Source organism: Leucobacter albus, from assembly GCF_039528015.1.
GTDB classification, from domain to species: domain Bacteria; phylum Actinomycetota; class Actinomycetes; order Actinomycetales; family Microbacteriaceae; genus Leucobacter; species Leucobacter albus.
The window spans coordinates 492,926-504,815 of sequence record NZ_BAAAKZ010000003.1; the positions used below are offsets into that span (position 1 = coordinate 492,926).

An 11,890-nucleotide genomic window follows, 5' to 3' on the forward strand; every position below is an offset into this window, starting at 1 on the left:
GATGCCCTTTCGTGGGAGGAACTGGTGATGCGTGTGAGTGAGTGAAGAAACGATGGCCAAGGGGCTGCCCGGCTACCGTGCCGAGGTGCGCAGCCGAGGGTCGAGCACATCGCGCAGGCCGTCGCCGAAGAGGTTGAACCCGAGTATCGAGGTCGCGATGGCGAAGCCGGGGAAGAACGTCATCCACCACTCGCCTGAGATGATGTAGCCGCGGCCGTCGGAGATCATGACGCCCCACTCGGCAAGCGGCGGCTGCGCACCTAGGCCGATGAAGCTCAGCGCCGCGGCGGTGAGAATGGCGTACCCCATGCCGAGCGCGCAGCGCACGATGATCGGCACGATCCCGTTCGGGAGGATGTGGCGAAAGAGGATAGCCCCGTCCTTCAAACCGATCGCGTGCGAGGCCTCGACGTAGTCCTTCTCGCGCAGCGAGACCGTCTGCCCATACATGATGCGCGCAAACTCTGGGATGCCGACGATGCCGACGGCGATCATCGCCGACGAAAGCCCGGGGCCGAGCGCGACGGCGAGCGTCATGGCGAGCAGCAACGAGGGGAACGCCAGCAGCATGTCCATGAGCCGCATGAGCACCATGCCGACGCTGCCGCGGAAGTAGCCTGCGATCGCGCCGATGGGCACCCCGATGACAAGCGACAGTGCGACGGCGAGCAGGCCAGTCCACAGCGACACCCGTGCGCCGGCGAGCACCCGCGAGAAGATGTCGCGGCCGAAGTTGTCGGTGCCGAAGAGGTGCTCAAGGCTCGGTGGCTGCAGCAGCGGGCCCGCTCCCGTCATGTTCGGCGGGTAGGGGCTCCACAGCAGCGTTGCGATGCCGCCGAGCGTCCAGAACAAGATCACTGCGGCCCCGACCATTGCCGAGGGGTTTCTGAGCAGCAATGAGAACGCACTGACTGCCTTGTGCTCGGGCTTTGCCCGCAGCGCCTGGGTGTGGATTGCGACGGTTGATGTCTTAGGCATTGCGCACCTTCGGATCAAGAATTCCCTGTGAGAGGTCGACGATGAGGTTCACGAACAGGAAGATCACGGCGGCGACGAGGGTCATCGCCTGCACGGGGGCGTAGTCGGTCGCCTCGATTGACTCGACGACGTACCCGCCGATGCCCGGCCAGTTGAAGATCGTTTCGGTGATCACTGCGCCGCCGAGCAGCTGCCCGAGCTCGAGGCCGACGACGGTCACGATCGACGGCGACGCGTTCTTGAGGGCGTGGGCGCCGATCACCCTCGTCTGGCTCATGCCCTTTGCCTGTGCCGTGCGAATGTAGTCTTGCCCGAGCACCTCGAGCATCGCCGAGCGAGTCATTCGAGAGATGATTGCGAGTGCGCCGACCGAGAGCACCATCGCGGGCCAGATGAGGTGCGAGAACGCGCTCTTGAAAGCGATCGTGTCTCCCGTGAGCAAACTGTCGAGCAGGTACAGCCCGGTGATGTGCGTCGGCGGGTTGATCGCGTCGTCAATGCGCCCGACGGGGGCGGGCTCCCAGCCGAGCGTGCCGTAGAAGATCGAGATGACGAGCAGCCCGAGCCAGAACAGCGGCATCGATGCGCCGAGCAGAGAGATGATGCGCGTTGCGTGATCGGCCACCCTGCCGCGCTGCGTGGCACCGAGGATGCCGAGCGGGATGCCAATGATGATGCCGATGAACAGCGCCATCAGGGCGAGCTCGACCGTTGCCGGGAAGCGGGCGGCGAAGTCTTCTGCGACGGGGCGCCCGGTGTGCCAGGCGAAGCCGAGGTCGCCGCGGAAGAGGCCGGTGAAGTAGTCGAAGAACTGCTGCCAGATCGACTGGTCGAGCCCCATCTGAACCCGCAGCTTCTCGACCACGCTGTCTGCGGCGTTTTCGCCAGCGAGCGTGCGCGCGGGGTCGCCGGGCAAGACACGAGTGATCACGAAGATGCTCACGATGACGCCCAACAGCGTGGGGATCATCGCGAGGATGCGTCGAACTGCTGTCTGCACTTCTCTCCTCTTTGAGTGGGGCTGGTGCTCGTGGCGCTGCTGCGCGGGGCTGCGGCACTGTTCTGAGTGGAACGTGAACGATTATGAAACGCGGCCTGACGGTGGCGCAACTCAATCTCACTATATGAGACGGTGGTGCGCGTGGTGCGCGAACTTACTAGGATTCGAACCAGAAAGGAGCGTCACCATCGACACTCACCCCTCGGGCGCGCCCCACCGCCGCCCCGCGCTGCAAACCGTTGACCGTGCACTCGCTGTGTTGCTCTCGTTCTCTTCGAGGCGCACAGAGTGGGGCGTAATGGAGCTCGCCGAGGAGTTCGACCTCGACAAGTCGGCCGCTCAGCGGCTGCTCAGCACCCTCACCCACCGCGGCTTTCTCTACGCCGACCCAGTCACCCGGCGCTACCGAATGGGGCCGGCGATGTGGCGCATCTCGAGCACCTGGGAGCGGCGCGGCGGCATGGCGCTGCTCGTTGAGCCGCTGCTCGCCGAGCTCGCCGACGCTACGAGTCGCACCGCGTCGTTTAACCTCGCAGACGGTTCGTATGTTCGCTGCGTCGCCGCGGTCGACGGTGGAAACGCGCCCATGCGAGACCACCCGCTCGTTGGCGAGCTGTACCCCGCTCACGCGGGGGCAACGTCGCGAGCCTATTTTGCCTATCTGTCTCCCTCGCAGCGCCAGTCGCTGATGTACCACCGGCCCCTGGCAAAGTTCAGCGACCTCACGGCACAAGACGCGCACGCGATTGAGGCCGAGATGCTCGCGGTCGCTGACACCGGCTGGGCCTACTCCGAGGGCGAGTACGACAGCAATACGCGGGCGGTAGCGGCGCCGGTGTTCGTGCTGGGCCGGGCTGTCGGTTCGATCGGCCTCGGCGAGCACAAGCGCGAGGAGCGCGGCGACATTCGCGATCACGTCGGGGTGGTGCTCGAGACAGCGGCAAAGCTCGGCGCGCTGCTCTCAACCCAGGCCCCCGAAACCAGCTGACCCGCGGCCCGGTGGCCCGGCCTCCCGGCTGCACAAACCGGCAGATCTGCAGAACCCAGCTCCCGCGGGCCCGCCCGGGGCCTATCCTGCGCAGATCGCCCCGGATTATGCTGCCCCGGCCGCAGCCCCGGCCGCAGCCCCGGCCGCAGCCCCGGCCGCAGCCCCGGCCGCAGCCCAGGCCGCGCTAGGCCTCGGGCACCCGCACGGGCTCCCACGTCGTGTCGAGCGCGCGCAGAAAGCGTTCGAGCCTGGCCCCGTCCGGTGTCGGCGCGGGCACCCCGTCGACGCTCGTGACGGGCCGCAGGCCGTGCAGCGCGTTCACAGCCCACACCTCGCGCCCCGCGAGCTCCCTCGGTGACGCCGTGCCAGTGCGCGTCTCAACCCCGAGCCCCTCCGCCAACGCCAGCAGAAGCGCCTCGGTGACGCTCGCAACCCTGGCCGTCGCTGCGACGCTGCAGAGCGCATCGCCTTCCCACCAGAGCAGCGCGGTGGTGGTGCCCTCAATCGCGCTGCCATGAGGGTCGGTCAGCACGGCCTCGGCGCCCGCGGCGCGGTTGAGCGCAGCAAAGCGTTCGATGTTCATGCCCTTGCGCTCGGGGTGTTCGAGCGGAACGGGCGAGACGCTCCGCAGCTCGATCGTGCGGCGCAGCTCCGGGAGCGGCCGCAGGCTGAGCCGCAACTCGTGCCGGCCGCCCGGCACAGACCACAGTTCGAGGCGCGGGTTGCCTGCACCGAAGCTCGCAATCTGATCGCGCGCAGTGTCGATAAAGTTGCCGACGGCGGGAAGCGTTCCGCCGGTCGCCCGCATCACCGACCACGAGAATCGCGCCACGTGCTGCCAGATGCCGCGAGCCTCTGCCTCGCCGTCTCGCACCCGAACGCGAAACGAGTCGGCCACGAGCAGGCGGGCTGCGTCAGGTGCGGTCATATCGCGAGCGTAGCATTACGCTTGAATCGTGAGTATTGGGGGAGTCCGGGTCGGCGCACGTCGCGGCCTGTTGGGAGCCGAGCGGAGCGATGCCCTCACCGTCGCCAGGCGGCTCGCCGCGAGCGGCCGACCGTGGTTTTGGCTCGATGGCGAGGGGGCGGCGGCGGGCGAGCCGCGCGCGAGTTACCTCGGTATTGCGAGCGAGGTGCGCGAGGCGCGGCGCGGGAGCGAGGCCGAATTTCTCCGTGGGCTCCGGCGCGGTTGCGGCGAGGGTGCCGCTGCGCCTGGTTTTTCTGGCGGGTGGATCCTCGCCCTCGGCTACGAGTTTGGGGTGGGTCTGCTTGGGGTCGATCCGCACCCCGACGACGCCTCGCCAGGCTTCGCGCTGCGCGCCGACGCGGTCATCGTTGTGGATCACGAGGCAGGCACGTGTGAGATTGTTGGGGATCCGCTGGCAGCGGCGCCGCTCCGACAGCTGCTCGAGGCGCCCGACGGCGCCCCGCGCCCGCCGGCCAACGCATCGCGCACGGCCCCGACGCCACGGCCCGAGGGGCTGGGGCGCGGCTGGCGCAACGCCGACTATATTGGCGCCGTTGAGCAGTGCCGCTCGGCGATCCGCCGCGGCGACGCCTATGTGCTGTGCCTCACCGACACCGTCGAATCTGAGAGCGCGAAGAGCCCGCTCGAGCTGTACGAGGGGCTGCGGGGCGGGGCTGTGCGCGGCGGCGTGATCGCGCTGGCCGATCGCGCCCTCGTGAGCGCGAGCCCCGAGCGCTTCTTGAGCGTGCGCGCGCTGCCCGGCGAGGGCGGTCTCGCGGTCTCGACGCATCCCATCAAGGGCACGCGCCCGCGCGGCGATACCCCCGAGCGCGACACCGAGCTCGCCGAGGAGCTCGCGAAAGACCCGAAGGAGCGCGCCGAGAACCTCATGATTGTCGACCTCATGCGCAACGACCTCGCCCGCGTGTGCGTGCCCGGGAGCGTGCGCGTCGACCGCTTCCTTGCCGTGGAAACCCACCCGCGCGTGCATCAGCTCGTGAGCTCGGTTTCGGGGGTTCTCGCGGGCGGATCCGACAGCTTTGACGCGATTGCGAGCTGCTTTCCCGGTGGCTCCATGACAGGCGCGCCGAAGCGACGCGCGGTTGAGCTGCTCGGCGAGCTCGAGCCGGGGCCGCGCGGGCTGTATTCGGGGTGCTTCGGGTGGGTCAGTGACGGCGGTGCCGCGGAACTCGCGATGACGATCCGCGGTGTCGAGCTGCGCCGGGGAGAGCCCGGCGGCGGCGAGCCTGGTGGCGAGGCGTGGACGGGAGCGCGCTGGCGCGCGCTCGTTGGCGCAGGCGGCGGGATCACGATCGATTCCGTTGCCGCGGACGAGCTCGCCGAGCGCGATTTGAAGGCCGCCGCGATGCTGGCAAATCTTTGACGCTTGGCGGGATAAACTGGGGAGATATGTGCGGCCCGAGGGGCCGGTAACGATCGATAAGTGTTGAGGTGCGTGTGAGCGAGCAGGGAACCGGCCAGCAGGATGCTGAGCAGGGCTATGACTTCCAGACGATTCAGGACCGTTGGCTTCCCGTCTGGGAAGAGCTGAAGCCGTTCGAGGTGCCCGTTGGGCTCGAGTCAGACAAGCCGCGAAAGTACGTGCTCGACATGTTCCCCTACCCCTCGGGCGACCTCCACATGGGGCACGCCGAGGCGTTCTGCTTCGGCGACATCCTCGCACGCTACTGGCGCGGCCAGGGGCATGACGTGCTGCACCCGATCGGCTGGGACTCCTTCGGGCTGCCTGCCGAGAACGCTGCGATTCAGCGCGGCATCGACCCGCGCGAGTGGACCTACGCGAACATCGCGCAGCAGAAGGCGTCGTTTCGCGTGTACGCGCCCTCGTTCGACTGGAGCCGCGTGCTGCACACGAGCGACCCCGAGTACTACAAGTGGAACCAGTGGATCTTCCTGAAGATGTACGAGAAGGGTCTTGCCTACCGCAAGGCCAGCTGGGTGAACTGGGACCCGGTAGACCAGACGGTGCTCGCGAACGAGCAGGTGCTCGCCGACGGCACCTCCGAGCGCTCGGGCGCGATGGTCGTGAAGAAGAAGCTCACGCAGTGGTACTTCCGCATTACCGATTACGCAGATCGGCTGCTCGACGACCTCGATTCGCTTGAGGGGCGCTGGCCAGCGAAGGTGCTGAGCATGCAGCGCAACTGGATCGGGCGCTCGCGCGGTGCAGAGGTCGAGTTCGAGATCGAGGGCCGGTCTGAGAAGGTGCCAGTGTTTACGACGCGGCCCGATACCCTCCACGGCGCGACCTTTATGGTTGTCGCCCCCGACTCCGATCTGGCGGCAGAGCTCGCGGCCGGCGCGTCGGCCCCCGTGCGGATGCAGTTTCAGGCATATCTCGAGGCGACGCAGAAGCAGACGGAGATCGAGCGCCAGAGCACCGAGCGCGAGAAGACCGGCGTCTTCCTCGATCACTTCGCGGTCAACCCGGTCAACGGCGAGCGCATTCCCGTCTGGGCATCCGACTACGTGCTCGCGGATTACGGCCACGGCGCCATCATGGCCGTGCCGGCCCACGACCAGCGCGACCTCGACTTCGCGCTCAAGTTCGACCTGCCAGTGCGCGTCGTCGTCGACGTGCGCGACGAAGACGGCGAGCCGCTTGCCGACCCCGCAGTCTCGGGCGTGGCGACGAGCGGTGCCGGTGTCTCGGTGAACTCCGCCGAGCTCGACGGCCTCGAGAAGGAAGCCGCGATCGCGCGCGCCATCGAGGTGCTCGAGGAGCGTGGCACTGGCCGCGCGACGACCACGTACCGCCTGCGCGATTGGCTCATCTCGCGGCAGCGCTACTGGGGCACCCCGATCCCGATCCTCTACGCCGAAGACGGCTCGATGCAGCCGGTCGCCGAAACGGCGCTGCCGGTGCAGCTGCCCGACGCCGCGGGCCTTGACCTGAAGCCCAAGGGGTCGTCGCCGCTCGGCGCCGCCACCGAGTGGGCGACCGTCGTCGACCCCGAGACGGGTGAAACGCTCACCCGCGACCCCGACACGATGGACACGTTCGTTGACAGCTCGTGGTACTACTTCCGCTTCCTCTCGGCGAACGACCCGACTCAGCCCTTCGACCCGGCGGAGGCGAAGAAGTGGGCGCCCGTCGACCAGTATGTCGGCGGCGTCGAGCACGCGATTCTGCACCTGCTCTACTCTCGCTTCATCACGAAGGTGATGTTCGACCTCGGTTACATCGACTTCGAGGAGCCCTTCCTCGACATGCTCAATCAGGGCATGGTGCTGCTCGACGGTGCAAAGATGTCGAAGTCGAAGGGCAACCTTGTCGAGTTCGCGTCGGAGCTCAAGGAGCACGGTGCCGACGCGCTGCGCGTGACGCTCGCGTTCGCGGGCCCGCCCGAGGACGACATTGACTGGGCCGACGTGTCGGTGCAGGGCTCGGCGAAGTTCCTCGCCCGCGCCTGGCGCGTCGCGCACGACGTTGAGCTCGGCGGCGCGCCGGTCGGGGCCTCGTTCGATGGCGGGGACAAGGCGCTGCGCCGCGCAACCCACCAGTTGCTCACCGACGGCCCGCAGCTCGCAGAGTCGTACAAGTTCAACGTGCTCATCGCGCGGCTCATGGAGCAGGTCAACGTGACCCGCAAGGCGATCGACTCCGGCTGCGGTGTCGCCGACCCCGCGGTTCGCGAGTCGGCTGAGGCGATCTCCGTGATTTTGTCGATGTTTGCTCCGTACGCGGCTGAAGACATGTGGGCGATGCTCGGGCACGAGCCGACCGTCGCGCTCGTCGAGTGGCCCAAGGCCGACGCCTCGCTGCTCGTCGTCGACGAGGTGCTCATGATCGTGCAGGTCGACGGTAAGGTGCGCGACAAGATCACCGTGTCGGCGTCGATCAGCGCCGAAGACGCAGAGGCGGCGGCCCGCGCCTCGGAGAACGCGCAGCGCGCGATCGGCGACCGCGAGATCGTCAAGGTCATCGCGCGCGCCCCGAAGATCGTCTCGATCGCTACCAAGCCCGCCGCGTAGCGGGTGGCTTTCTGTAGCTAGCGGCGCCCCCGGTTTCGACCGGGGGCGCCGCTGTGTGGTGCGGCGAGTCAGCGCGCGTCCGTCGTGGTTCGTGCATTACGGTTCGTCCATTTCGGCTCGTCCCCCCCCTGCGCAAGCGCACTCCACAGGCGCGCGATGAGTGCATCGGGCCGCGCACGCACCACCATTCCGCTGAACGCCGGGGCCGGCCCCGCCCGGCCCCTGAGACTGGCGGCATGACTCTCTCACCTCGCGAACCAGTACGGCTGCTGCGCGAAGCGGCCCTTGACGACGAATATCCCTCGGGTGACCATGTGACCCCGCACCAGCAACCTGCCACCCGGCACCCTGCCGTCTCCGCCGCCGACGGGCCCGGTGGGCGCTGGAAGCGGGCCCCGGCCGTCGGCGGCGGGCCCGATCCGCACACCTGGGCACCCGAGTTACCGCCGTGGCGGCGTTTCGTGCGCGGAGTGAATCTCCCGGCCGCGCTCGGCGTCGGCGTCTTCGTGCTCGCGATTGCGGTCACCGCTATTGTGATGCTGCGGAGCCTCGGCGGGGGTGGCGCAGAGCTGAGCAGCGTCGGCGCAATCGCCCCGCCAGCCGAGGCAGGCGCCGCCGAGATCGCAGCCGACGGCGTCACCGGGGCAACCTCTGGCCCCGCGGGCGGAGTGATCGCGGCCGGGGAGCAGGGCGCCCTCCTCGTGCATATCGTCGGCGAGGTCGAGCGCCCCGGTGTCGTCGAGCTACCAGCCGGCTCTCGAGTGCTTGACGCGATCACCGAGGCCGGTGGGCCGACCGCGGAGGCCGAGTTGGGGGCCGTGAACCTTGCCCGACAGGTCAGCGACGGCGGGCAGATTCTCATACCCAACGCCGACATCGCTGCCGACTGGCGCGCCGCTGGCACTGCGGGTGACGGGCCGAGCGGCCCGGGCGGTGGCGACGCTGCGTCGAACGGTGGAACGGGCGCCGGTTCGAGCGCCGCTGGCGGTGCTGGCGGGCTCGTGAATGTGAACACCGGGGGCGTCGATCAGCTCACACAGCTGCCAGGTATCGGCCCGGCGCTCGCGCAGCGCATCATCGATTGGCGCGAGAGCAACGGCGCGTTCGGCTCTGTTGATCAACTCCTCGAGGTGAGCGGAATAGGCCAGAAGACGCTTGAGAAGTTCCGCGACCGGGTCGGGTTGTGACACTCCGGGGCCAGGGCGGGGCGGCGACGTCGAGCGGTGGCCTGCCCCACGGGCAATGGCGGCTGCTCGGCCCGGCCCTGCTGAGCTGGGGTGCGGCGGCCGCGCTCGTCCACGCGCCGGGAGTCGCGAGGTGGATCGCCGGCGGCGCCGCGCTCCTTGGCCTGTCACTCGTCGCGCTCTTCGTGGCAGCCCCGCCCCGCACAACCCGGCAACGGGCAGCTCGAGGGCAGCGGTGGCGAGGGCTGCTGCGTGCGGGGACTGGGCCGCTGTTGGTTTCGGTCGCGGCACTGCTACTCATCACCGCGCGGATTGACGCGCTTGAACGGGGTCGTGATGTGCCCGCAAATTGGCTTGCGGAGCAGCGGGGCAATACTGTCGAAGCGCAGGTGCGGCTTGTCGGCTTCCCTGCTGCGACCGCTGGTTTTGCGGGCGAAGAGCGTGGGTGGGTGCGAGCGCGGATACTCGCCCTGGGGCCCGCGCCAGTGCCAGCAACCGGGCGAGAGCCAGCAACCGGGCGAGAGCCCGTCGGTGAGCCAGGTGCCTTCGCGGGGCCGGATCCCGTATCGGAGGTGTCGGTGATGCTGTGGCTGCCAGAAACTGCGCCAAGCGCCTGGCACCCCGGTACACGACTGTGCGTCGTCGGCGCGCTGCGGCGCGGCCCCCCGGAGGCGCTCTCGGCCTACGAGCTCGACGTGAAGGCAATGCCCACGGAGACCCTTGAATTCGCGGTGGCGGAGCCGAGGCGACCCGATGGCATTGGCTGCACTGGAACCATCGGCGCGGGGGCCGATGGCGCGGGGGTCGATGACGCTGGCTCGACGCTTGGCCGACTGGCTGTTGGCGGGGCAGCCGCGCAGCTACGCGCTGGCCTGCGGGAGCGTGCAGCTGAAATGCCCGGTGCGCAGCTCGTACCGGGTCTCGCTGTCGGCGACACGAGCCTTGTGGGCGACGAGCTCGGAGAGCTCATGCTCGACTCGAACCTCACGCACCTCACAGCAGTTTCCGGCTCAAACTGCGCGCTGATCGTCGCGGCGATGGCTGCAGTGACCTCGCGGCTCGGCGGGGGGGAGAAGACTTCGTATCGTCGTCGCCGCGGTGGCGCTCGGCGGTTTCGTCGTGCTCGTTGGGCCCGATGCGAGCGTGCAGCGCGCCGCGGTGATGGCTGGCGTGTTGCTGGCCTCACGCTTCGGCGGCAAGCGCGGCCAGGCGCTCCCAGCGCTGGGGCTGGCGACGCTCGTGCTCCTGCTCGCCGACCCGTGGCAGTCGACCCAACCCGGCTTCGCGCTGTCGGTCGTGGCCACCGCTGGCATACTTGTGTGGGCGACACCTGTCGAGGCTTGGCTTCGAGTGCGCACCCGGCTTCCGCGCGCCGTCGCGCTGCCGCTGGCGGTCGCTGCGGTCGCCCAGTTCAGCTGCGCGCCGCTGCTCCTCTTGCTCCAAACTGGCCTGTCGACGGGAGGGGTGCTCGCCAACCTGCTCGCCGCGCCCGCCGCGCCGCTCGGCACGGCCGCCGGCATGATTGCGCTGTTGCTCCTGCCGGCGAGTGCAACGCTCGGGGGTGGGGCCCTCTGGCTCGCTGTGTGGCCGGCTCGGTGGATCGAGGCTGCCGGGGTGGTTGGTGTTTCCCCTCCGGGAGCGCGGTTGTACTGGCCAGCCGGCTGGGGCGGCGCCCTCGCGCTCACCGCGGTGTACGTGCTCGGCGCCGTCGCGCTGACGCTGGGCCGCAGCGGCGGCGCGCGCCACCGAGGGTGGCCGAAGCAGGCGTCGGTGCCCCCTGGGCGCCGGCTCGCGATACGCGCGGTCGCTGGGGTGGCGGCCGGTGTGACGGTTGGTGTCTCCATCGCCGTTCCGGCTACCGTGCGGTTTGGCGTGCCAGGCGACTGGGCCGTCGCGGCGTGTGACGTTGGCCAGGGAGATGCCGTGCTGGTGCGCGACCCGGAGCGACCGGAGCAGGTGATGCTCGTCGACACCGGTGATGACGAGGCGGCACTAGAGACCTGCCTTGCGCTGTTCGGCGTGACGCGCGTCGCGCTACTGGTGCTCTCGCACGACCACCGTGACCACGTCGGCGCCCTCGGCGCGGTGCTGAGCATCTCGGAGGCGGCGCTTGTGCCGCCAGAGAGTGCCGAGAACACCGGCATGCCCCTCGCCGAACGTGTGCGGCGCGCCGGTGTGACAGCAGTCACCGGAGAGATCGGCATGACGGGAGGCAGCGCACCCGCTGCGGCGGGGCTGGGGTGGGAGGTTCTCGGCCCGCAGCCGCTCGAGAGTTACCCCGACGAGAATTCGACGAGCCTGGTGCTTCGCGTCACTGTTGCGGGGGTGTCGCTGCTGCTGCTCGGCGATACGGGCGGGCCCGAGCAGGTTCCCCTCATGCGCGAGGGCGGCCGGCCTACTGCAGACGTGGTGAAGGTCGCGCATCACGGCTCGAAGAATCAAGCCGCGGGGTTTTACGACGTGCTCGGCTCGCGCGTCGCCCTTATCTCGGTCGGCGCAGAGAATCGCTACGGGCACCCGAACCCGCAACTCGTCGACACCATCACTGCCGCGGGCAACGTGGTGCTGCGCACCGATGAGCTCGGTTCTGTCGCGATCACGGTGCGGCAGGGAGAGCTCGGCTACTGGAACGCCGGGCGGCGAAGCTCCGCCGTTCTGCGGTCGGGCACCGGCACACGCAAAAACTCCATGTCACTTTGCCCAGCGAAACCCGGTAAATACCGGTGATCTCAGAGGGAAAGTGACATGGAGTTGGGGCTGGCGCTGAGCCGGTGAGA

General features: G+C 69.0%; 9 protein-coding genes and 1 pseudogene. 6 read left to right on the forward strand and 4 right to left on the reverse strand.

Going from position 1 to position 11,890, the window contains the following annotated elements:
* Nucleotides 1–72: 72 nt before the first annotated feature.
* Nucleotides 73–978, reverse strand: a complete 906-nt coding sequence (locus ABD115_RS05915; protein ID WP_343959189.1) for an ABC transporter permease — start codon at nt 976–978, stop codon at nt 73–75.
* Nucleotides 971–1,978 (reverse strand): ABC transporter permease, encoded by a 1,008-nt coding sequence (locus tag ABD115_RS05920; protein ID WP_343959191.1) that lies wholly within the window; start codon nt 1,976–1,978, stop codon nt 971–973. The genes ABD115_RS05915 and ABD115_RS05920 overlap by 8 nt, the downstream gene beginning before the upstream one ends.
* 124 nt (nt 1,979–2,102) lie before the next feature.
* On the opposite strand from ABD115_RS05920, the gene ABD115_RS05925 reads away from it, so the two are divergent.
* Nucleotides 2,103–2,966, forward strand: coding sequence for an IclR family transcriptional regulator (locus tag ABD115_RS05925; protein WP_343959194.1), 864 nt, complete (start codon nt 2,103–2,105; stop codon nt 2,964–2,966).
* A gap of 184 nt (nt 2,967–3,150) precedes the next feature.
* Here the strand turns inward: ABD115_RS05925 and ABD115_RS05930 are convergent, their stop codons facing one another.
* Entirely contained in the window at nt 3,151–3,894 is a 744-nt protein-coding gene (locus tag ABD115_RS05930; RefSeq protein ID WP_343959196.1) for an aminotransferase class IV, read from the reverse strand.
* 28 nt (nt 3,895–3,922) lie between these two features.
* Between ABD115_RS05930 and ABD115_RS05935 the strand changes: the two genes are divergently transcribed.
* From ABD115_RS05935 to ABD115_RS05945, 3 genes are all read left to right on the forward strand, one after another.
* A complete protein-coding gene (locus ABD115_RS05935) occupies nt 3,923–5,317 on the forward strand; it encodes an anthranilate synthase component I family protein (RefSeq protein WP_343959198.1) in 1,395 nt (464 codons plus the stop codon).
* A 74-nt stretch (nt 5,318–5,391) separates the two neighbouring features.
* Nucleotides 5,392–7,929 carry a leucine--tRNA ligase gene (gene leuS, locus ABD115_RS05940; RefSeq protein WP_343959200.1) on the forward strand — a complete coding sequence of 846 codons (2,538 nt, stop codon included), beginning with the start codon at nt 5,392–5,394 and terminating at the stop codon, nt 7,927–7,929.
* A gap of 236 nt (nt 7,930–8,165) precedes the next feature.
* The gene (locus tag ABD115_RS05945) at nt 8,166–9,116 is read left to right on the forward strand and encodes a ComEA family DNA-binding protein (protein WP_343959202.1); all 951 of its coding nucleotides are present in this window, start codon (nt 8,166–8,168) and stop codon (nt 9,114–9,116) included.
* 857 nt (nt 9,117–9,973) lie between these two features.
* On the opposite strand, the gene ABD115_RS05950 is transcribed toward ABD115_RS05945, so the two are convergent.
* The gene (locus ABD115_RS05950) at nt 9,974–10,105 is read right to left on the reverse strand and encodes a hypothetical protein (RefSeq protein WP_343959900.1); all 132 of its coding nucleotides are present in this window, start codon (nt 10,103–10,105) and stop codon (nt 9,974–9,976) included.
* On the opposite strand from ABD115_RS05950, the pseudogene ABD115_RS05955 reads away from it, so the two are divergent.
* Together ABD115_RS05955 and ABD115_RS05960 are read left to right on the forward strand one after the other, a co-directional pair.
* Nucleotides 10,082–10,760: pseudogene (locus ABD115_RS05955) on the forward strand (ComEC/Rec2 family competence protein); the annotation flags it as partial. The gene ABD115_RS05950 and the pseudogene ABD115_RS05955 overlap by 24 nt on opposite strands.
* Before the next feature lie 225 nt (nt 10,761–10,985).
* On the forward strand, nt 10,986–11,840 hold the full coding sequence (locus ABD115_RS05960; RefSeq protein ID WP_343959864.1) for a ComEC/Rec2 family competence protein: 855 nt from the start codon (nt 10,986–10,988) through the stop codon (nt 11,838–11,840).
* Nucleotides 11,841–11,890: the final 50 nt, after the last annotated feature.